This is a genomic window from Citrobacter sp. CK195, from assembly GCF_030333365.1.
Lineage (GTDB): Bacteria > Pseudomonadota > Gammaproteobacteria > Enterobacterales > Enterobacteriaceae > Citrobacter_B > Citrobacter_B koseri.
Genome location: NZ_JAOWGB010000025.1, coordinates 331,421 through 352,900 on the forward strand (window position 1 = coordinate 331,421; position 21,480 = coordinate 352,900).

At 54.5% G+C, this 21,480-nt stretch carries 22 protein-coding genes; 15 read left to right on the forward strand and 7 right to left on the reverse strand.

The annotated features are described in order from the left end of the window. Positions 1 to 8: 8 nt before the first annotated feature. Genes OGX93_RS15785 through OGX93_RS15800 form a run of 4 tightly spaced genes read left to right on the forward strand, consistent with a single transcriptional unit; the run spans position 9 to position 3,510 of the window. A complete protein-coding gene (locus OGX93_RS15785) occupies positions 9 to 1,286 on the forward strand; it encodes a zinc-binding dehydrogenase (protein ID WP_286449026.1) in 1,278 nt (425 codons plus the stop codon). After that, positions 1,283 to 2,254 (forward strand): class II fructose-bisphosphatase, encoded by a 972-nt coding sequence (glpX, locus tag OGX93_RS15790; RefSeq protein ID WP_058668073.1) that lies wholly within the window; start codon positions 1,283 to 1,285, stop codon positions 2,252 to 2,254. The genes OGX93_RS15785 and glpX overlap by 4 nt, the downstream gene beginning before the upstream one ends. 15 nt (positions 2,255 to 2,269) lie before the next feature. Beyond that, positions 2,270 to 2,779, forward strand: coding sequence for an MltR family transcriptional regulator (locus OGX93_RS15795; protein ID WP_047461374.1), 510 nt, complete (start codon positions 2,270 to 2,272; stop codon positions 2,777 to 2,779). Then, positions 2,776 to 3,510 carry a nucleoside/nucleotide kinase family protein gene (locus tag OGX93_RS15800; protein ID WP_115625893.1) on the forward strand — a complete coding sequence of 245 codons (735 nt, stop codon included), beginning with the start codon at positions 2,776 to 2,778 and terminating at the stop codon, positions 3,508 to 3,510. Before OGX93_RS15795 ends, OGX93_RS15800 begins: the two co-directional genes overlap by 4 nt. Here the strand turns inward: OGX93_RS15800 and OGX93_RS15805 are convergent. The 5 genes from OGX93_RS15805 to OGX93_RS15825 are packed head-to-tail and all read right to left on the reverse strand — an operon-like array spanning position 3,443 to position 6,545. After that, complete coding sequence (locus tag OGX93_RS15805) at positions 3,443 to 4,150, reverse strand: ABC transporter ATP-binding protein (RefSeq protein WP_134769081.1); 708 nt, start codon at positions 4,148 to 4,150, stop codon at positions 3,443 to 3,445. The genes OGX93_RS15800 and OGX93_RS15805 overlap by 68 nt on opposite strands. After that, positions 4,144 to 4,821 (reverse strand): energy-coupling factor ABC transporter ATP-binding protein, encoded by a 678-nt coding sequence (locus tag OGX93_RS15810; RefSeq protein WP_286449024.1) that lies wholly within the window; start codon positions 4,819 to 4,821, stop codon positions 4,144 to 4,146. Before OGX93_RS15810 ends, OGX93_RS15805 begins: the two co-directional genes overlap by 7 nt. Then, entirely contained in the window at positions 4,809 to 5,516 is a 708-nt protein-coding gene (locus OGX93_RS15815; protein WP_012135040.1) for an energy-coupling factor transporter transmembrane component T, read from the reverse strand. The genes OGX93_RS15810 and OGX93_RS15815 overlap by 13 nt, the downstream gene beginning before the upstream one ends. Then, a complete protein-coding gene (locus OGX93_RS15820) occupies positions 5,516 to 6,094 on the reverse strand; it encodes an ECF transporter S component (protein ID WP_012135039.1) in 579 nt (192 codons plus the stop codon). Before OGX93_RS15820 ends, OGX93_RS15815 begins: the two co-directional genes overlap by 1 nt. Before the next feature lie 25 nt (positions 6,095 to 6,119). Then, positions 6,120 to 6,545, reverse strand: coding sequence for a PPC domain-containing DNA-binding protein (locus OGX93_RS15825; RefSeq protein ID WP_012135038.1), 426 nt, complete (start codon positions 6,543 to 6,545; stop codon positions 6,120 to 6,122). Between the two features lie 374 nt (positions 6,546 to 6,919). Here OGX93_RS15825 and epd point away from each other — a divergent pair, with 374 nt between their 5' ends. The 3 genes from epd (at position 6,920) to fbaA (ending at position 10,364) form a co-directional block, all read left to right on the forward strand. Next, positions 6,920 to 7,939 (forward strand): erythrose-4-phosphate dehydrogenase, encoded by a 1,020-nt coding sequence (epd, locus tag OGX93_RS15830; RefSeq protein WP_012135037.1) that lies wholly within the window; start codon positions 6,920 to 6,922, stop codon positions 7,937 to 7,939. An 81-nt stretch (positions 7,940 to 8,020) separates the two neighbouring features. Next, positions 8,021 to 9,184 (forward strand): phosphoglycerate kinase, encoded by a 1,164-nt coding sequence (gene pgk, locus OGX93_RS15835; RefSeq protein WP_024130932.1) that lies wholly within the window; start codon positions 8,021 to 8,023, stop codon positions 9,182 to 9,184. Between the two features lie 100 nt (positions 9,185 to 9,284). After that, positions 9,285 to 10,364, forward strand: coding sequence for a class II fructose-bisphosphate aldolase (gene fbaA, locus OGX93_RS15840; RefSeq protein ID WP_012135034.1), 1,080 nt, complete (start codon positions 9,285 to 9,287; stop codon positions 10,362 to 10,364). Positions 10,365 to 10,496: 132 nt separating this feature from the next. Here the strand turns inward: fbaA and OGX93_RS15845 are convergent, their stop codons facing one another. Then, a complete protein-coding gene (locus OGX93_RS15845) occupies positions 10,497 to 11,402 on the reverse strand; it encodes a carbamate kinase (RefSeq protein WP_115181176.1) in 906 nt (301 codons plus the stop codon). Positions 11,403 to 11,739: 337 nt separating this feature from the next. Between OGX93_RS15845 and OGX93_RS15850 the strand changes: the two genes are divergently transcribed. The 8 genes from OGX93_RS15850 to OGX93_RS15885 all read left to right on the forward strand — a co-directional run bounded on the left by OGX93_RS15850 (position 11,740) and on the right by OGX93_RS15885 (position 20,375). Continuing rightward, positions 11,740 to 12,963, forward strand: a complete 1,224-nt coding sequence (locus OGX93_RS15850; RefSeq protein WP_012135031.1) for an MFS transporter — start codon at positions 11,740 to 11,742, stop codon at positions 12,961 to 12,963. A 13-nt stretch (positions 12,964 to 12,976) separates the two neighbouring features. Beyond that, positions 12,977 to 14,638 (forward strand): acyl-CoA synthetase FdrA, encoded by a 1,662-nt coding sequence (locus OGX93_RS15855; RefSeq protein WP_286449023.1) that lies wholly within the window; start codon positions 12,977 to 12,979, stop codon positions 14,636 to 14,638. Positions 14,639 to 14,654: 16 nt separating this feature from the next. Beyond that, on the forward strand, positions 14,655 to 15,917 hold the full coding sequence (locus OGX93_RS15860; protein WP_283317544.1) for a YlbE family protein: 1,263 nt from the start codon (positions 14,655 to 14,657) through the stop codon (positions 15,915 to 15,917). Between the two features lie 94 nt (positions 15,918 to 16,011). Further along, positions 16,012 to 16,884 (forward strand): oxamate carbamoyltransferase subunit AllH family protein, encoded by an 873-nt coding sequence (locus OGX93_RS15865; protein ID WP_286449021.1) that lies wholly within the window; start codon positions 16,012 to 16,014, stop codon positions 16,882 to 16,884. Further along, positions 16,802 to 17,734: an HTH-type transcriptional activator AllS gene (gene allS / locus OGX93_RS15870; protein ID WP_058668063.1), complete on the forward strand. Its 933-nt coding sequence runs from the start codon at positions 16,802 to 16,804 to the stop codon at positions 17,732 to 17,734. The genes OGX93_RS15865 and allS overlap by 83 nt, the downstream gene beginning before the upstream one ends. Before the next feature lie 129 nt (positions 17,735 to 17,863). After that, positions 17,864 to 18,721 (forward strand): small-conductance mechanosensitive channel MscS, encoded by an 858-nt coding sequence (locus OGX93_RS15875; protein ID WP_012135025.1) that lies wholly within the window; start codon positions 17,864 to 17,866, stop codon positions 18,719 to 18,721. A 196-nt stretch (positions 18,722 to 18,917) separates the two neighbouring features. Further along, the gene (gene argO, locus OGX93_RS15880) at positions 18,918 to 19,553 is read left to right on the forward strand and encodes an arginine exporter ArgO (RefSeq protein ID WP_283317547.1); all 636 of its coding nucleotides are present in this window, start codon (positions 18,918 to 18,920) and stop codon (positions 19,551 to 19,553) included. Between the two features lie 93 nt (positions 19,554 to 19,646). Beyond that, positions 19,647 to 20,375 carry an oxidative stress defense protein gene (locus OGX93_RS15885; protein WP_012135022.1) on the forward strand — a complete coding sequence of 243 codons (729 nt, stop codon included), beginning with the start codon at positions 19,647 to 19,649 and terminating at the stop codon, positions 20,373 to 20,375. Positions 20,376 to 20,529: 154 nt separating this feature from the next. On the opposite strand, the gene argP is transcribed toward OGX93_RS15885, so the two are convergent. Beyond that, positions 20,530 to 21,423 carry a DNA-binding transcriptional regulator ArgP gene (gene argP / locus OGX93_RS15890; protein WP_012135021.1) on the reverse strand — a complete coding sequence of 298 codons (894 nt, stop codon included), beginning with the start codon at positions 21,421 to 21,423 and terminating at the stop codon, positions 20,530 to 20,532. Positions 21,424 to 21,480 lie beyond the last annotated feature (57 nt).

Genomic DNA, 21,480 nt, shown 5'->3' on the forward strand with positions numbered 1-21,480 from the left:
GAGTAACTATGAAGACCAAAGTCGCTGCTATTTATGGTAAGCAGGATGTTCGCATCCGCGAGTTTGAATTGCCTGAAATTACAGATAATGAACTGTTAGTGAGTGTAATATCAGACAGCGTGTGTTTATCGACATGGAAAGCCGCCACGTTAGGTAGCGAGCATAAACGTGTGCCTGATGACTTAGAGAATCACCCGGTTATTACTGGTCATGAGTGTGCAGGTATTATTGTTGAAGTGGGGAAAAACCTGACCGATAAATATAAAAAGGGACAACGCTTTGTGTTGCAACCGGCGATGGGGTTGCCCAGCGGATATTCAGCGGGATATAGCTATGAATATTTTGGCGGCAATGCGACGTATATGATTATTCCTGAGCTGGCGATTAACCTCGGCTGTGTTTTACCGTATCACGGCTCCTATTTCGCGGCGGCGTCACTGGCAGAACCCATGTGCTGTATTATCGGCGCATACAATGCGAACTACCACACGACGCCTTATGTTTATGAGCACCGCATGGGGGTGAAACCCGGCGGTAATATTGCGCTTCTGGCGTGTGCCGGGCCGATGGGGATCGGCGCCATTGATTATGCCATCAACGGTGGTATCCAGCCTTCGCGAGTGGTGGTGGTCGATATTGATGAAGCCCGTCTGTCACAAGCGAAAAAACTGCTGCCGGTCGAGCTGGCGGCGGCGAAGGGGATTGAGCTTGTTTATGTGAATACCTGCGGCATGGAAAACCCGACGGCAAAACTGCGTGCGCTAACGGAAGATGCGGGTTTCGATGACGTTTTCGTTTATGCCGCCGTCCCGGCGGTGGTGGAAATGGCCGATACACTGCTGGCTGAAGACGGTTGTCTGAACTTTTTCGCGGGCCCAACGGATAAAGATTTTAAGGTTCCGTTTAACTTCTACAACGTGCATTACAACAGTACCCATGTTGTGGGAACGTCCGGTGGTTCGACCGATGACATGAAAGAGGCCATTGCGTTGAGCGCCACAGGGCAACTACAGCCTTCATTTATGGTAACGCACATTGGTGGGCTGGATGCCGTCCCGGAAACGGTGCTTAACCTGCCCAATATTCCGGGCGGGAAAAAACTCATTTATAACGGCGTGACCATGCCGCTGACCGCTATCGCCGATTTTGCCGAAAAAGGAAAAAACGACCCGTTATTCAAAGCGCTGGCGCGTTTGGTTGAAGAGACGCACGGCATCTGGAATGAAAACGCGGAGAGATATTTGCTGGCGCAGTTTGGCGTAGATATTGGGGAGGCGGCGGCATGATGTCTCTGGCGTGGCCGCTTTTTCGGATTACGGAACAGGCAGCGCTTGCTGCCTGGCCGCAAACCGGATGCGGCGATAAAAACAAAATCGATGGACTGGCGGTGACAGCCATGCGTCAGTCATTAAATGAAGTTGCCATGCGGGGCAAAATTGTTATCGGCGAAGGCGAAATCGACCATGCACCGATGTTGTATATCGGTGAAGAGGTCGGAACCGGGACTGGGCCGAGCGTGGATATCGCCGTCGACCCGATTGAGGGAACGCGCATGGTGGCGATGGGGCAGAATAATGCGTTGTCCGTGATGGCGCTGGCGCCGCAGGGGAGCCTGCTGCATGCGCCTGACATGTATATGCGCAAACTGGTGGTTAACCGTCAGGCGAAAGGGGCGATTAACCTCGCGTTATCGCTGGAAGAGAACCTGAGTAATATTGCCGCTGCGCTGAATAAGCCGCTCACGTCGTTGCGTATGGCGACGCTGGATAAACCGCGCCATCAGGCGGTTATTCAGCAGGCCGCGCAGCTTGGCGTCAAGGTGTTTGCCTTGCCGGATGGCGATGTCGCCGCCAGCGTATTAACCTGCCAGCAACATCATCCGTTCGATGTGATGTACGCTATTGGCGGCGCGCCGGAAGGGGTGATATCAGCCTGCGCCGTGAAGGCGCTTGATGGTGATATGCAGGCTGAGTTGATTGACTTTTGTCAGGCGAAAGGTGAAACGGCGGAACACCGATTGATCGCGAACGATGAGTTACGCCGCTGTAAGCAAATGGGGGTAGCGGTGAACCGGGTTTATACGCTGGATGAACTCGTGGGAAGCCAGGATATTCTGTTTTCAGCAACGGGCGTAACGGGAGGCGATCTGTTACATGGCGTGCAGAAAACGGAAAATGGCGTCAGTACGCAAACATTACTGATCGGCGGCATCGATCGAACGTGTAATATAATAGACTCTCTGCATTGCTGGTGATTTATCGAGAAACGCATGACGACGTTGACAGAAGATGATGTACTTGAGCAACTGGACGCTCAGGATAATTTACTTTCGTTTATGGCAACCGCAAATGACATCCTGTTGCAGGCCATCAAAAATTTTCTGCCGTCATTATTCGTCAATAACGATGAAGAAATCGTCGAATATGCAGTGAAGCCGTTACTGGCTCAAAGCGGCCCGCTTGATGACATTGATGTGGCAATACGTTTGATTTATGCGTTGGGAAAAATGGATAAATGGCTGTATGCCGATGTGATTCACTTCTCTCAGTTTTATCAGTATTTACGTGAACAGCGTGAAATCCCCCGTTTTTCTGATGATATCACCTGGGATTTTATGAGTAACGTCAATAGCATAACGACGAATGCCACACTCTACAATTCGTTGAAATCAATGAAGTTTGCCGATTTCGCCATCTATTCAGAAATACGTTTTGTCACCATGATCAAAACCGGGCTGGCTTTAGCGGTAACGACGATATTAAGGGAATTAACACCGTGAAAATATCGCTCCAGATTAATGGGCTGATGACTGACGCCTGGTATGATGACGATGAAGTAGAAAATGTCCATAAACCGCTGTTACGGCATCTGGCAACATTAAACGCGAAAACACCTGAGCGCCGCACCGTTATTTTTCTGAGCGCCCCGCCAGGAACAGGAAAGTCAACGCTCACCACCTTCTGGGAATATCTGTCGCGTAACGATCCAGAATTACCGACGATCCAGACGCTGCCGATGGATGGCTTCCATCATTATAATTGCTGGCTGGATGAGCATGAACTGCGCGCCGCTAAAGGTGCGCCTGAAACCTTTAACGTTGAAAAACTGGCGAGTAATTTACGTCAGCTCCATGAGCAAAATGCAACCTGGCCTCAATATGATCGCCAACTGCATGACCCTGTCGAAAATGCCATTCAGGTGACGGCGCCTGTCGTTATTATTGAAGGAAACTGGCTGTTGTATAACGCGCCGTCCTGGCGCGAGCTACGGCAGTATTGCGATTATTCACTGTTTATCCGCGCGCCTGCCGATGTGCTGCGCGGCCGTTTAATCGCACGTAAACAGGCAGGAGGGCTGAGCGAAGAGCAGGCGCAGATGTTTTTTGACCGTACCGACGGGCCTAACGTTTGTCGGGTGCTGGAAAACAGCTTACCTGCGAGTCTTACGTTAGAGATGACGGCAAAGGGCGAGTATCGTCTTGCGCAGGCGTTGCCTGACGAGCCTCAGTAATGGCTCCGTTATGCAGACGAACCACCCTGGAAAAATGGCGCTGCGTAAAAGCGGCGTCATGACTGATCGCCACCACGCTGGTTCCCCGTTGTCGGCAAACCGCGAGCCAGTTTTCAAAGATTGCCAGCCAGTGGGCGTCAAAATCCCGGCTGGGTTCATCAAGCATCAGAATTGCTGGTCTCATGACGTCAAGACTGGCAACGGCGACCATACGGCGTTGCGCCGTATGAAGATCTAACGGATGCATATCCGCGACCTCTTCCAGAGCGCATAATTTCAGCGCCGTAGCGGTGCGTTGCGCAATTTCGGTCGGCGGCAACTTTTGTAGCCGCAAGCCAAAAGCGACCTCTTCGGCGACATTACTGTGAAAAAGCTGGTTTTCCGCTTCCTGAAACAGCACGCCGAGAATCTGCGCGCGTTCGCGGTTTTTGCGTTGCGCAATCGGCGTTCCCTGAAGCAGCACGTCGCCGGATGACGGAGTGAGTAAGCCAGCCATGATGCGCAGAAGCGTCGATTTCCCCGCGCCGTTATCACCGGTCAGCGCCAGCCATTCCCCTGCGTTCAGCGTCAGTGAGATATCGTGAAGGCAGGGAGTAGCGGCGCCCGGCCAGCGAAAAGTCACCTGTTCTAGCGTCAGCATCGTAAAGATAATCCTTCGTTGTGCAACTGCCATGTGCGATCGCAATAGGCGAGAAAGGGGGCGGGGTCACGCTCAAAAAGAATGATTAACGCCTGTTGCGTATGCGCCCAGTCCTGTAAACGCGTCAGCAGCAGCGCCGTGGCCTGAGCCGTTAAACGGCTGAACGCTTCATCAAGAATCAACAGTTTCGGTTGCATAGCGAGTGCGCTGGCAATCACCACGCGCTGGGTTTCCCCGCCGGAAAGCGTACCCGGGTGGCGATGGCGCAATGGCTGGCATTCCGTCAGCGAGAGCGCGGCATCAACGCGACGCAGGATCTCCGCTTCTCTGAGCGCAAGGTTTTCCGGGCCGAACGCGATCTCTTCCTCCACGCTGAAGGTACAGCCGGAAAGTTGCAGCCAGGGCGACTGCTGGACAAGCTGGATGGTTTGCGCGTGTTCCGCCAGGGAGCGCTGCCCTATGGGCGTGCATAACAGTTCGCCTTTGCCGTCGATCGTGCCGGGAAGAAAATCGGGAAACCAGCCCGCCATTAACTGCGCCAGCGTACTTTTTCCGCTGCCGTTATTGCCAAAAATCGCCACGATACCGGGCGTGTCGTAATGAAAATCGAAGCACAGCGGGGCGCGCGTCGCATGTGTCGGGTGATAACGGAACTGCTCTAGCGTAACCATATCCACACTCCGGTTTCGACCAGCATCGCCAGTATCATGCTGTAGCGTGCGACCCGTTGCCGGGCGCTGTCCTCCGGCGCCCACAATGTGGTGCGACGGCGATGTAAACGAAACGCCCGCATATCCAATGCCGCGCCGCGAACCGCCAGATCGTTGAGCGCATTGTGCGTTAACGGAACGATAAGCGCAGGCATGGCGCGAAGTCGCTGATACCAACGTTCGTCCAGCGGCACGCCGCGGGCGCGCTGGGCTTCATGAATGATCGACAGCTGGCGTTTTAGCTGTTCGACAACCAGCAGCGGGCCGGCAAACAGGTAGGCGATACCCGGCGGCAGGCGTGAGGCGAACAGGGCGCGAATAAACTGGCGAACCGGCACGTACTGCATCCACAACTGTGAGGTGGAGACTATCGCCAGAATCCGTAGCCAGAGCGTGACGGCGTGTTGCCAGCGTTGCGGATCGCGCGGCTGGCCGCTGATCCACTCGGTCAGCCAGCCTCCGTGTACCAGCCATAGGCCGAACCCCAGAGAAAACATCAGCCACGCGACATATTTCGCCCGCGGGCGCGTGGCGCTTATCCCCAGTAAACAGAGAAACGTCGCCGCGCTGTACAGCGTGAGCGCCATGCCGGCAGGAAGCAGCAGCGTGGTGCAGGCGGCCAGCGCCCAGAGCGTTAACGAGGTAAAAGGGTGCATTAGCGCACGGGCGACATCGTTGGGAAATGGCGCGTGGTGCGTAATGGCAACTGGCGCAACAGCACCCAGACGATAATCGCGGTCAGGATTTTATCGACCAGATTCGCCCCCAGGACGGTAATCGCAACGGACTCCACCAGGTTCTGACCGACAGAGTGCATCCAGGCGACAAACAGGTCGGCGCCGCTTCCGGTCACACCGCCAAACAGCGTGGTTCGCAGCGGCACGGCGACAACTGTGACCGCCAGCGTAATCACCACGCCGCTGGCCACCACTTTTGGCAGGGTGCGAAACCATCCGGCACGCGCCAGCCAACCGGCGACCAGACCAATCACCATCGCGACCGGCGCAAAGGCGGCGGCGATGGGATCGGTTAATAATCCCCAGAGTACGTTGGTGAGCAACCCGGTTAACATGCCGACAATCGGGCCGAGCAGGACGGCGCTGATCAACGTCCCGATGGAGTCGAGGAAAACCGGTAACTTCAACATGCTGATGAGCTGTCCGCCGATCATATTGATGGCGATAGCAATCACGATCAAAGCCAGGGACTGGCTGGAAAACTGGCGACGCGCCATAGAAAACCTCTTACTGAGTGAAACGTTAACGGGGTGAGATAACCAGTTCTTCATAACCGGAAACAGCGCAGGGCTGGCGGCTAAACGCCAGCGCGTTAAGCTCTCCGATGACCAGCTCAAGCGTGGTGCGAACGGTACAGCCTGCCATCATATGGCCGCCCAGCATTGCGCCTTTTGGGTCGGAAACAGAGAGATGAAGGTGTTCGCCAGTGAGTTCCAGCGTGCCGTTCAGGGAGATGACCTCATACGTTCCGGTGAGCAGGGTGGTTTCCTCTTGCCCGGCGAATCGCAGCGCGACGTCAGTCAGGCTGCCGGTACACCCGGCTATCCACGCGGCGCGCAGTTGGTGCTGTTGGACGAACGCGTGTAGTTGTGAAAAAACTTCCTGGCCGGGAAGCAGGCGCAGCGCATAAAAGCGTGCGGCAGATGAGGGAACTGGCGGCATTGTCATGGTTTGGGGACTCCGAGACTCGGACGTAGCGCTGATAATATAGACGCTGGCTCACGTACTTCCTGATATAAATCAGGATTTGTGACGCGGCAACGAAAAGATATTGCTACGCTTATTCGCCATTCTGGAATATGGAATAAATTGGGCGCTGAAGGGGGCGAAAGTGTGATGCAGGTCAGATAACTGGCTTCTTTGACTGGACAATCATTCCTTTTATTCCTCGTTTCGCTTATTCTAGCTGAAGCGTTTCAGTCGATTAAATGTTCGACAAATAATCAATCAGTCGCAGTTTGCGACAGGTAAGGTTTTCCTCGACGATTTGCTGGATTACTCTGTCTGCCTCATCTGAATCGGGATAGCCTTGCAGGAGACCTATGACCGTACGCGTAGCGATTAATGGCTTTGGTCGCATCGGGCGTAACGTGGTTCGTGCTTTGTATGAATCAGGACGCCGGGCGGAAATCAGCGTGGTGGCAATCAACGAACTTGCGGATGCTGCGGGCATGGCGCATTTGTTGAAATATGACACCAGCCATGGACGTTTTGCATGGGATGTTCGCCAGGAGCGCGAGCAGCTCATCGTCGGTGACGACACGATTCGCATTTTGCACGAGCGAACGCTGGATGCGCTGCCCTGGCGCGAACTGAGTATTGATGTCGTGCTGGATTGCACGGGCGTGTACGGTAATCGTGAACACGGCGAGGCGCATCTTGCCGCTGGCGCGAAAAAAGTGCTCTTTTCACATCCCGGCAGCCACGATCTTGACGCCACCGTCGTGTTTGGCGTGAACCAGGAGCAATTGCGTGCGGAACACCGCATCGTATCGAATGCGTCCTGTACCACGAATTGCATCATCCCCGTCATTAAATTGTTAGATGATGCATACGGCATTGAGTCGGGAACCGTCACGACGATCCACTCCGCCATGCACGATCAGCAGGTGATCGACGCGTACCATTCCGATCTGCGACGCACCCGCGCCGCCAGCCAGTCGATTATTCCGGTTGATACCAAACTGGCGGCGGGCATTACGCGAATTTTCCCGCAGTTCAACGACCGTTTTGAGGCGATTGCGGTACGCGTACCGACCATAAATGTGACGGCGATCGACTTAAGCGTGACGGTGAAAAAGCCGGTAAAAGCCAATGAAGTCAACCAGTTGCTGCAAAAAGCAGCACATGGGGCATTTCATGGTATAGTTGACTATACGGAATTGCCGTTGGTCTCGATAGATTTCAACCACGACCCGCATAGCGCCATCGTTGATGGCACCCAGACCCGGGTCAGTGGCGCCCACCTGATCAAGACATTGGTCTGGTGCGATAATGAATGGGGCTTTGCTAACCGAATGCTCGACACGACGTTAGCGATGGCCGCAGTTGGTTTCAAGTAGGACATTCCATGCGCAAAATCCTTCAAAAGGATGAAGCGCATGACGTCTGCAAAACTTTATGAATCAATGAGAGGATTCACCATGTCTGTAATTAAGATGACCGATCTGGATCTTGCTGGTAAACGTGTTTTTATCCGTGCGGATCTGAACGTTCCAGTTAAAGAAGGGAAAGTAACCAGCGACGCGCGTATTCGCGCTTCCCTGCCGACCATCGAACTGGCCCTGAAACAGGGTGCGAAAGTGATGGTTACTTCCCACCTGGGTCGTCCTACCGAAGGCGAGTACAACGAAGAATTCTCTCTGCTGCCGGTTGTTAACTACCTGAAAGACAAACTGTCCAATCCGGTTCGCCTGGTAAAAGATTACCTGGACGGCGTTGAAGTGGCCGCCGGTGAACTGGTGGTTCTGGAAAACGTTCGCTTTAACAAAGGCGAGAAGAAAGACGACGAAGCCCTGTCTAAGAAATACGCTGCGCTGTGCGACGTATTCGTGATGGACGCTTTCGGTACTGCGCACCGCGCCCAGGCTTCTACCCACGGTATCGGTAAATTCGCCGACGTCGCTTGCGCAGGTCCGCTGCTGGCGGCAGAACTGGATGCGCTGGGTAAAGCGCTGAAAGAACCGGCTCGCCCGATGGTGGCTATCGTTGGCGGTTCTAAAGTGTCTACCAAACTGACCGTTCTGGACTCCCTGTCCAAAATCGCTGACCAGCTGATCGTTGGCGGCGGCATCGCAAACACCTTCGTTGCCGCTCAGGGCCACAATGTGGGCAAATCCCTGTACGAAGCTGACCTGGTTGACGAAGCGAAACGTCTGCTGACCACCTGTGATATCCCGGTTCCAACTGACGTACGCGTAGCAACAGAGTTCTCCGAAACCGCTACCGCGACCCTGAAATCTGTTAACGATATCAAAGACGACGAGCAGATTCTGGATCTGGGCGATACCTCCGCTGAGAAACTGGCTGACATCCTGAAGAATGCGAAAACTATTCTGTGGAACGGCCCGGTTGGCGTGTTCGAATTCCCGAACTTCCGTAAAGGCACCGAAATTGTTGCCAACGCGATCGCAGACAGCGAAGCGTTCTCCATCGCAGGCGGCGGCGACACTCTGGCGGCAATCGACCTGTTCGGCATTGCTGACAAAATCTCCTACATCTCCACTGGCGGTGGCGCATTCCTCGAATTCGTGGAAGGCAAAGTGCTGCCAGCAGTAGCAATGCTCGAAGAGCGCGCTAAGAAGTAATCGTTACGGGCAGGGATTCCTGCCCGTTGATTTATTGCCGTGCTGACATTCAGGGCGGCTCGTGTTTTTTCTAAGGCCCGACGATACAGGACAACGAAACATGTCTAAAATTTTTGATTTCGTAAAACCAGGCGTAATTACTGGTGATGACGTACAGAAAGTGTTCCAGGTAGCAAAAGAAAACAACTTTGCTCTGCCAGCAGTTAACTGCGTGGGCACCGATTCCATCAACGCCGTTCTGGAAACCGCTGCGAAAGTTAAAGCGCCGGTCATCGTCCAGTTCTCCAACGGTGGCGCTTCCTTTATCGCGGGTAAAGGCGTGAAAACCGACGTTCCTCAGGGCTCGGCAATCCTGGGCGCTATCTCTGGCGCGCATCACGTTCACCAGATGGCTGAACACTACGGTGTTCCGGTAATTCTGCACACCGACCACTGCGCGAAGAAACTGCTGCCGTGGATCGACGGTCTGCTGGACGCGGGTGAAAAACATTTCGCTGCGACCGGTAAGCCGCTGTTCTCTTCTCACATGATCGACCTGTCTGAAGAGTCTCTGGAAGAGAACATCGAAATCTGCTCCAAATACCTGGCGCGCATGGCCAAAATGGGCATGACTCTGGAAATCGAACTGGGTTGCACCGGTGGTGAAGAAGACGGCGTGGACAACAGCCACATGGACGCTTCTGCACTGTACACCCAGCCGGAAGACGTTGATTACGCATACACTGAGCTGAGCAAAATCAGCCCGCGTTTCACCATCGCGGCTTCCTTCGGTAACGTACACGGTGTTTACAAACCGGGTAACGTGGTTCTGACCCCGACCATCCTGCGCGACTCTCAGGAATATGTTTCTAAGAAACACAACCTGCCGCACAACAGCCTGAACTTCGTATTCCACGGTGGTTCCGGTTCTACTGCTCAGGAAATCAAAGACTCCGTAAGCTACGGCGTAATCAAAATGAACATCGATACCGATACCCAATGGGCGACCTGGGAAGGTGTTCTGAAGTATTACAAAGATAACGAAGCGTATCTTCAGGGTCAGCTGGGCAACCCGAAAGGCGAAGATCAGCCGAACAAGAAATACTACGATCCGCGCGTATGGCTGCGTGCCGGCCAGACTTCCATGATCGCGCGTCTGGAACAGGCTTTCAAAGAACTGAACGCGATTGACGTTCTGTAATTCAGCCTGCTGATTGTAAAAATGGCTTCCTTCGGGAAGCCATTTTTTTTGCCGGATGGCGATTACGATTGGCAACCATGCTTCCCGTAGGCCGGATAAGACGCTTTCGCGTCGCCATCCGGCAAAAAAAGTTTACCGCGTCACACAGGTGCCTTTTTCCCCCGCCAGAATCTGTGGCGCATCTTTTAGCGCGCCGATAAACGCAGTGTTCCCGGTCTGTTTAACAAACTGCATCACCGCTGCGGCTTTGGGGCCCATCGCACCATCGGGGGCGGCAAACGGCGCCAGTTCTTCTACCGTTGCATGGCGCAGCGCGCGCGCCTGTGGCGTTCCCCAGTTCTCATACACAGCGTCCGCATCCGTCAGGATCAACAGATGATCGGCGTGGAGAGACTGCGCCAGCACCGAGGCCGTTAAATCTTTATCAATGACCGCTTCGACTCCCTGGTATCCCTCGTCTTGTGCGATAACCGGAATGCCGCCGCCACCGCAGCAAATTACCGTATGTCCGGCATCTATCAACGTTTGTATTGCGTCACTGTCGAGAATTTTTAATGGTGTCGGAGAGGGAACAACCCGACGAATATAGTTGCCATCGGCTTTCATCTGCCAGCCGTAGCGCGCTTCCAGCTCCGCCTGCTGCGCCGGTTGATATACCGGGCCGATATACTTGCCGGGCGTTGCAAAGGCGTCATCTCGCAGATCGACCGCCACACGGGTCATCAGCGTTGTGACGGGCGCGCCGCCGGTGCATGACGCCAGTTCCTGAGCGATAGCAAAACCGATCATTCCCTGGCTTTCGGCGACCAGAATATCCAGTGGCCAGGCGGGGGAGTCTGTACAGGCCGCATTCTGTAACGCCAGCAGACCCACCTGCGGGCCGTTGCCGTGAACAATCACCAGTTGATAATCCCGGGCCAGTACGGATGCCATTCTGGCGAATACCTGAATGCTACGCTGCTGATTTTCCGCGCTAAGAATTTCTCCGCGCTGTAATAACGCATTGCCGCCAAGGGCAATAACGATTTTCTTTTTCATGATGACCTCATTGTGCGAAATATCTCGCGGTAAAAATATCGTCTTGTTATTTTCATAATGTGATGTAACCGACAGCTCATTTACCCACAAAAATATCTCGCTAATCCTTGGCGTTTTTATCTCTTTTATTTAAATTGTTTTAAAAATGATTATTAGACTTTTTTTAATAATGCAGCGGTCAGTTCCCAGGAATTTATAACAATGGATTTTGTGTGATTTTGTTCAAATGAAATGGATTTTTCCCCCGATAAGGTAGCCTCAGTTAAAACATCAAACCTCACGTATCATGTCAGATAGCATGAGGTGTTCAGCGGTAAATATTACCGGGAGATTGCTTATGTCTGGATCATATGAAGTGACTGAGGTCACGAATAAAAGAGGAATACCGGCCTGGTGGGTCACCGTTTTCCTGTTCTGGTTAGGGTGGATTTTTATGTACGCTGACCGCACGATACTCAATCCGGTAATGGGAGAGCTGGAAAAAGAATTTGGCTTAAGTGGTACGCAATTAGGTATTCTTAATTCAGTTTTCTATTTTTCTTATGCTTTGCTTCAGGTTCCTGCAGGCATTCTGGGCGATAAGATCGGCAAAAAGAAAGTGCTGGTGCCGGGGTTTATTCTTTTTGGCGTATTCACCGCCGTCACCGGTTGGGCGAAAAGCTGGTATACGCTGCTGTTTGCCCGCGTGGTAACGGGAGCGGGAGAAGGGACTTACTATGGCCCGCAGTATGGCTTGTCTTCCGAGCAGATCCCCAAAAAATACCGCTCGCTGGGCAGCGCAATCATCAATAGCGGGATGGCCTTTGGTATTGCGCTGGGCCTGATGACCTCCAGTTGGCTGGTGTACGACCAGGGGTATTCATGGCGTATGCCATTTTACGCGATGGCGATCCCCTCCGTGCTGGTTGGGATTGCGATCTGGTTGTTTGTGAAAGAGAAGAAGCGCACGGCCGAAGCCGATGGCAAACCGGTAAAAAAAGGGAATTTCAGCGACCTTCTGAAAAACCGTAATTTAATTATCACCTATATTATGGTGTTCTGTAGCCTGTTTGGTTTCTTCGTTATTCTGACCTGGCTTCCCTATTATCTGCAAAGTGAACGTGGCATCGCGGGCAGTGAAACCGGATTTATTTCTTCGCTGGTGGCGTGGATTTCAATTCCTGGCGCGCTGTTATTCTCCAGCCTGTCTGACAAACTGGGTAAGCGTAAACCATTAATTATGTTCCTGGTGCCCGTTGCCATTCTCAGCATGCTGTCAATTATCTGGATGCCAAATATGACCGGCGTCATTATCGCTCTGTGCGTTTATGGCCTTGTCGGAAAACTGGCGCTGGACCCGGTACTGGTCGCTCTGGTGGCGGATAGCGTCGATGAAAATAATTACAGCACGGCATTTGGTTTATTTAATTTTATCGGCATGAGTTCATCCATTCTGGCACCCATTATTGCAGGCGCGGCGCGTGATATCACCGGAAGTCTGGCTTCCAGTTTCTATGTTTCAGCCGCGCTGCTGGCTGTCGGTTTATTCGCCATGTTGTTTTTAAAAGAAAAACGCACATAAAGAGGTAGCGGTAATGATTTACGCCTTTATTAAAAAGGGAAGTTTTCAGGACTCCGTCAGCCTGATGATTATTTCCCGAAAACTCAGTGAACGCCCGGAAGTTGATCGGGTCTCGGTGATGATGGGCACGCCAGCGAATAAGTCGATGCTGGATTCAACCGGGTTCTGGCATGACGATTTTGCCGATGCCACGCCAAACGATATTTGCGTGGCGGTGCGAACCGAAGGCGAACAGCCCGGCATTCTGGATTTGATTCGTGAGCAACTGGAGAAAGAACTGAATGCAATGACGAATGCCTCGGGCAGCTCGCACCAGTTGATCAAAGCGCGCCGCTGGGAGAGCGCATGTCAAAAATTACCCCAGGCCAATCTGCTGTTAGTTTCCGTTGCCGGGGAATATGCCGCATCGGTTGCCAGAGAGGGGCTGCTGGCGAATAAAAACGTGATGCTGTTTTCCGATAACGTGCCGCTGGAACAGGAAGTCGAGCTGAAAACAATGGCGCGCGAGCGGGGGTTGATTGTGATGGGGCCTGACTGTGGCACGGCGATGATTGCCGGAAGTCCGCTGGCTTTTGCCAACGTACTGCCTGAAGGCGGGATTGGCGTAATTGGCGCATCGGGGACGGGGATTCAGGAAGTGACGTCGCAGATTGCGCTGCATCAGCAGGGAATCAGCCATGCGATAGGCCTGGGCGGGCGCGACCTGAGCGCGGAAGTGGGCGGCATCAGCGCGCTGACCGCGCTCGACATGCTGGCTGCGGATGACGCCACGCGGGTGATTGCTTTTGTCTCCAAACCGCCGTCGCCGCAGGTGCGAACCCGCATCATTGCGGCCATGCAAAACGTGGGGAAACCGGTGGTCGCGTTGTTCCTCGGGCGTCAACCGGAACAGCGCCGTGAAGGTAACGTCTGGCTGGCGAACTCCTTGTCGGATGCCGCTCAGTTGGCGGTGCTGCTGATGCGCGTGGCGCAACAGCGACGGATTCAGCCGGAAGTGGCAGGGAAAGGTATTTATGGCCTGTACGCCGGGGGCACGCTGGCAGCCGAAGCCGCTATGCTGCTCTCCGCCGGGCTGGGCGTCCCCGTCAGCGAAAGCCACGATCAGGGCGTGATGCTGGAGGCTGGCGGCCATCGCATTGTCGACCTTGGTGATGACAGTTACACCCTGGGCAGACCTCATCCGATGATTGATCCAACAACCCGCAGTATTGAAATTGAAAAACTGACCGCAATGCCGACGGTGGGCGTGCTGCTGCTGGATGTGGTGCTGGGCTATGGCGCCTGTGCCGACCCGGCGGGAGCGGTCGTCGAGGCGATAGAGCAAGTGCGCGCCAAACGCGCCGCGCCGCTGGTGGTGATTGCCACCCTGACCGGTACTGATGCCGACCCGCAGGGGCGCAGCGGGCAGGCGGAAAAACTTCGCGAGGCCGGGATTGCGGTGGTGGAAACGCTGGAAGAAGCCGTCCTGCTCGCCATCAGTCTTACATGCCGTCAGGAGTGCGGCATACCGCAAGCACATAGCGCGCTTCTTGATGGCGTGCAGGTCATCAACGCCGGGTTGCGCAGCTTCGCGCTGGATCTGCAAAGCAGCGGTACGCCGGTTGTGCATTATCAGTGGGCGCCCGTTGCCGGTGGCAACGCCCGTCTCGCCAGTCTACTCAAACAGTTACATTAAGTTCAGAGGTACGGATATGTATTCATCTATTGCACAGGCCAACGAAGCCATTATTGAACGAATCAAAGCCGCGCGCCCATATTGGGTTGCGGTACGCCCGGCGAAAGACGCGGTGGACGAATTAGCGTCTGGACGTAAATTACTGCACGCCGGCCCGCCGATCGCCTGGGAAGAGATGACCGGCCCGATGCGCGGCGCCTGTATCGGCGCGTCGCTGTTTGAAGGCTGGGCGGCCAGCGAGGAAGAGGCCGTACGCATGCTGGAACAAGGTGAGGTGGCGTTTATTCCTTGTCATCATGTGGGCGCGGTGGGGCCGATGGGCGGTATCACCTCCGCCAGTATGCCGGTGCTGGTGGTGCGTGACGTGGTGCATGGCAACTTGTCCTGCTGCAACCTTAATGAAGGGATCGGCAAAGTGATGCGTTTCGGCGCTTACGGCGATGACGTCCAGAAACGCCTGCGCTGGATGCGTGATGTGCTGGCGCCGGTGTTGCAGGAAGCGCTCTCGCGGATGGAAAACGGCGTCGATCTGACGGCGCTGATGGCGCAGGCGATCACTATGGGGGATGAGTTCCACCAGCGTAATATTGCCGCCTCTTCTTTGCTGCTGCGCACGTTGTCGCCGGTGATCGCCGGACTGGATCGTCCGAAGGCTGAAATCATTGATGTGCTGCAATTCCTCAGTGTCACCGACCAGTTCTTCCTCAACCTGGCGATGGCCTACAGTAAAGCGGTGATGGATGCGGCGGCGGAAATTAAAGCCGGATCGGTCGTTACGGCCATGACGCGTAACGGTCGCGACTTTGGTATTCGCGTAAGCGGCACCGGCGACCGTTGGTTTACCGCGCCGGTGAACACGCCGCAGGGGCTGTTTTTTACCGGTTACAGTCAGGCCGATGCGAACCCGGATATTGGCGACAGCGCCATCACGGAAACGCTGGGGATCGGCGGCGCGGCAATGATTGCCGCGCCTGGCGTAACGCGTTTTGTCGGCGCAGGCGGTATGGGGGCGGCGCTGGAAACGTCGGAAGAGATGGCTGAAATCTATCTGTCCAGCAATCCGCTGTTCCAGATTCCGTCCTGGGATTTCAGGGGGGCCTGCCTGGGGCTGGATATTCGCCGCGTTGTTGAAACGGGGATCACGCCGCTGATTAATACCGGTATTGCCCATCGTGAAGCGGGAATTGGGCAGGTGGGGGCGGGAACCGTACGCGCTCCGCTGCTTTGCTTTGAAAAAGCGCTGGAAGCGCTGGCGGAGTTGCATCACATCACGGCGTAATCGCTTTGCCCGGTGGCGCTACGCTTACCGGGCTTACGGTCTGGCAATGCTGTAAAGGCGTTTACGCCGCCATCCGGCATACTGGAGTGTACCGATGAGCATTATCAATCCTCTGGCCTGTGCCGGACTTTATCGACTTCCCGATGGTGAGTGGTCGTTACACAGCCGCTTCTCGCAGGCGATTAACTTTTGCCATTCCGGTGGCGAGCTGTTGACGCTGTTTCGTTATGGGAAAGGAATGGGGCCGACGGGCGTGTTACTGAGCACCACGCAGTTTTCCCGCGTGGCCCATGTTGAACGACTCATCAAACAGGGGAACACCCTGTGGGGGCAGGGCATAATGCTTGACCCTCGTCGCATACTTCGTGTGTCGCTGAGTTCTGCTGCTGTCGCTCCTGTCGATCTCTCATTCTGTACGCAACGCAGCGGCTTCTCCGGGGCGTTAAATCAACCGCTGACGGCTATGCCGCACTATCCTGAAATAATTAAGCAGCTTGCATGCTGGCATCATGGCATGATGCCAGACTGGCGCTGGCTTATCGGGTGCGGGCCAGGGCTGACGCCCAGCGGCGATGATATGCTGACGGGTATGCTTGCCGTGCTGTATGCCGCCGGGTTTTCTGCGCGGCTGGGGCATTTCTTACCTCCGGCGGATCAGCTTGCGCAACTTACAACATCGGTAAGTTGCAGTTATCTGAACAGCGCCAGAATGGGGGAGTTTTCAATACCGGTGCTGAAGGTGATGCGTCGTTTACAGTCAGAGCGCGACCCGCAGCCCGCGATTCAGCGTTTGCTCGCGGTTGGACACACTTCAGGCGCCGATACATTACTGGGGATAGCAATAGCGCAACGGTGGTTACAGATGGTCGACTCAAGGGGAAGGCATGCTCGATCAGGAAACAATACGCACATTTATTCGGGTTGCGGAGACGGAGAGCTTTTCCCGCGCGGCCAGCTCGCTACATAAAACGCCAGCGGCGATCAGCTATCGCATAAAAACGCTGGAGGAGCAGGTGGGAACGCAGCTCTTTTTACGTACGACCCGATCGGTCAGCCTGACTCTTGCCGGGCAGCACCTGCTTGAGCATTGCCGCCAGTGGCTTAACTGGCTGGATGCAATGCCGGACGAGCTTCAGCAGATCAACGCAGGCGTTGAGCGGCAGGTGAATATCGTTATCAATAACCTGCTGTATCAGCCGCAGACCACGGCGGACTTACTGACGTGGTTACATCAACAGTTTCCGTTTACCCGTTTTCAAATTTCCCGTCAGGTCTACATGGGCGTGTGGGATTCGCTTTTGTATGACGACTTCCAGTTAGCGATTGGCGTGACGGGCTCGGAGTCGCTCTCCAATAACATCTCTCTGCTGCCGCTGGGGGATATCAGCTGGCAGTTTGTGGTGGCGCAAAGTCATCCTTTGGCGAGCCATCCTGCGCCGGTATTGTCTGACGATATGCTGCGCCGTTACCCCGCCATTAATATTGAAGATACTTCGCGAACGCTGACGCGCCGTGTTGCCTGGTTGCTGAGCGGACAAAAAGAGATCAAGGTTCCAGATCTTAGCACCAAGCTGGCCTGCCATTTAAGCGGCCTCGGTGTCGGTTTTTTACCGGAGCGATTGTGCCGTCCGTATGTCGAGTCCGGGGCGCTGGTTGCCCGCTCAGTGGTCAATCCACGCCAGCCTTCGCCGCTTTCTATCGCCTGGAAGAATGCGGGCAGCGGAAAAGTGGTGAGTGAAATCGCCGACGTCTTTAAGCAGAAGAGTGCATTAGTGAGCGGATTTCTCAGAATGGTCGATCGACCTGCGGAGTATTAACGCTGCGCGTTTCCTTGATGGGATCATGTTGAAAAATGGCATATTCGACTGTTTTTGTTTACCTTTAAAAGGTCGTTTTCGTGAGAATGATCTCATTTGCGTTTTTTTGATATGACCAAGGAATATTGAATGGAAGATTTGAATGTTGTCGACAGCATAAATGGTGCGGGCACCTGGCTGGTGCGCAACCAGGAGCTGCTGCTGAGTTATGCGGTTAACATCGTTGCGGCTATCGCTATCATCATCATCGGGATGATCGTGGCGCGTATTGTTTCCAATACCGTTAATCGCCTGATGCTGGCGCGCCATATTGATGCGACCGTGGCTGACTTCCTGTCTGCGCTGGTGCGTTACGGCATTATTGCCTTCACGCTGATTGCCGCTCTGGGGCGCGTTGGCGTACAAACGGCTTCCGTTATCGCTGTGTTGGGTGCCGCCGGTTTAGCGGTCGGTCTGGCCTTACAAGGTTCTTTGTCTAACCTCGCGGCAGGCGTACTGCTAGTGATGTTCCGTCCTTTCCGCGCGGGAGAATATGTCGATCTCGGCGGCGTCGCGGGTACGGTACTGAACGTACAAATTTTTTCGACCACCATGCGTACCGTGGACGGCAAAATTGTGGTGATCCCGAATGGCAAGATTATTGCCGGAAATATCATTAACTTTTCCCGCGAACCGGTGCGTCGTAACGAATTTATCATTGGCGTGGCGTATGACTCTGATATCGACCAGGTGAAAAAAATCCTGACCGATATTATCCAGTCCGACGAGCGTATTCTGAAAGACCGTGAAATGACGGTGCGCCTGAATGAGCTGGGCGCCTCCTCCATTAATTTCGTGGTGCGTGCATGGAGTAAAAGCGGCGATCTGCAAAATGTTTACTGGGATGTGCTGGAACGTATTAAACGTGAGTTCGATGCCGCAGGCATCAGCTTCCCGTATCCGCAGATGGACGTGAATTTCAAACGAGTGAAAGAGAACGCGGAATAAGCCGTTTTGCCCGGTGGCGTTGTCGCTTACCGGGCCTACAGGTTGTTTTGTAGGCCGGATAAGGCGTTAGCCGCCATCCGGCATTTCCTTCCCCCTTTATTAATTCCCCTAATCTGCGATTAAAATTATCAATTTCCGCTAATGATTCTCTCGCGCTATAGTCTGCGCTTAAGAGAAATAGTTCGGAATAATTATCGTGATATCTTATTATTTTCAAGGTCTTGTGCTTGGTGCAGCCATGATCCTGCCACTCGGCCCGCAGAATGCGTTTGTGATGAATCAGGGGATTCGTCGGCAGTATCACATCATGATTGCGCTGCTTTGCGCGATCAGCGATTTAGTGCTTATCTGCGCAGGCATCTTTGGCGGCAGCGCATTGCTCATGCAGTCCCCCTGGCTGATGGCGTTAGTGACCTGGGGCGGTGTGGCGTTTTTATTGTGGTACGGCTTTGGCGCGTTAAAAACGGCAATGAGCAGCAACCTGGAACTGGCCAGCGCCGAGGTGATGAAGCAGGGGCGCTGGAAAATCATCGCCACGATGCTGGCGGTGACGTGGCTGAATCCGCACGTTTATCTGGACACTTTCGTGGTGCTGGGTAGCCTGGGCGGGCAACTGGATATGGAGCCGAAGCGTTGGTTCGCTTTGGGAACCGTCAGCGCTTCTTTCCTGTGGTTCTTCGGTCTGGCGCTGCTGGCCGCCTGGCTGGCGCCGCGACTGCGTACCGCCAAAGCCCAGCGTATCATCAATACTCTGGTAGGGCTGGTGATGTGGTTTATCGCTTTTCAACTGGCAAAAGAAGGGGTTGCACACGTTCACGCATTATTCAACTAAGCGTTGTCTGATGGACAACGCGCAGATACCCGCTAAGCTTGCCTGCATGCGCCCTGAGTTTCAGGGCGATTAACGTAACATGGAGGAGCGACAGTGAAGTTCAAAGTGATGGCCCTTGCGGCATTAGTCGGATTTAGCGCAATCCCGGTACAGGCAAATGAGTTGCCGAATGGACCGCACATCGTGACTTCCGGGACGGCAAGCGTGGATGCGACGCCCGACATCGCCACCCTGGCGATTGAAGTCAACGTGTCGGCAAAGGATGCCGCTTCCGCCAAGAAACAGGCCGATGAGCGTGTTGCGCAATACCTTTCTTTTCTTGAACAAAATCAGATTGCCAAGAAAGACATCAGCTCTGCAAACCTGCGCACTCAGCCGGACTATGACTACCAGAATGGTAAAAGTGTGCTGAAAGGCTACCGCGCGGTGCGAACCGTTGAAGTTACGCTGCGCCAGCTGGACAAACTCAACTCTCTGCTGGATGGCGCGCTGAAAGCGGGTCTGAATGAGATCCGGTCGGTGTCATTAGGCGTTGCGCAACCGGATGCCTATAAAGATAAAGCGCGTAAAGCGGCGATTGACGACGCGGTTCACCAGGCTGAGCAACTGGCAGCGGGCTTTAACAGCAAGCTGGGGCCGGTTTATAGCGTGCGTTACCACGTTTCTAATTATCAGCCGAGCCCGGTGGTGCGAATGATGAAAGCGGACGCGGCGCCTGCGGTGTCGGCCCAGGAAACCTATGAGCAGCCGACAATTCAGTTTGCTGATCAGGTCGATGTGGTGTTCCAGTTAGAACCAGCAGCAGAGACGAAAGCGCAGTAAGCGTTGTTGAAACGTCTTATCCGGCCTGCGATGGTTTGTAGGCCCGGCAAGCGCAGCGCCCCGGGCAAATTGCCGGATGGCGGCGTAAACGCCTGATCCGGCCTACAAAATAACCTGTAGGCCTGATAAGCGTAGCGTCATCAGGCACGGCGCGTTAATCCTGCCTTAAAACCTTATGCCCATACTCCAGCAGCGCGTCAGTCACGTTGCGCATCATACGGCTTTCCGGCGCAAAACGGTGCCAGTAGAGCATCCGACGCTGGAACAGGCCAGGCGTTAAATCGATCAGCTCACCGCTCTCCAGCTCTTTCTCGATCTGCAAATGCGGGATCATACAGCAGGTGGTGCCCTGACGCGCGAGCTGTACGAAGGCTTCGGAAGAGTTAACGATATGGCACGGCACGCTGCCCGGCGGTAAATCGAAGTTCTGCTGTAAAAAGGCCTGGTGCATGTCGTCCAGATGGTCAAACGCCACTGCGGGCGCTTTCAGCAGCGCGGAACGGGTGACGCCGTTGGGGAAGTAGCGCTCGGCGAAGGGTTTTGATCCCACGAACAGATAGTCGAGCGCGCCAAGTTTGTCTACCAGGCAGCTTGGCAGCGCCTGGTGCTGAATACTCACCGCGCCAACCACTTCGCCGCGACGCAGACGCTCCTGGGTGCGGGTTTCATCTTCCACCTGCAAATTGAGGCGAATAGGCGAGTCGGCCAGAACCGGCGCCAGCGCCGGAAGCAGCCAGGTCGCCAGACTGTCGGCGTTGACCGCCAGTGACAGCAGCAGCGGCGTGGAGCCGGTTTGCTCATCGCCAAGCCACTCATCTTCCAGTAGCTCTACCTGACGCAGCAGCGCCAGCAATTTTTGCCCTTGTTCGGTAGGACGCGGCGGAACGGTTCGTACCAGCAGCGGTTGCCCAAACATATTCTCAAGCTGTTTTATGCGTTGTGAGACAGCGGATTGTGTGATGCACAACTTCTGTGCGGCGCGTTCAAATCCCCGTTCACGAATCACCGCATCCAGCGCTTGTAGTGTTCTGTAGTCTGGACGTTTCATTGCTCTGAGGTACTCCTGAAATTTTTCTTATCCCGCACTATGACATAAATTTCACTC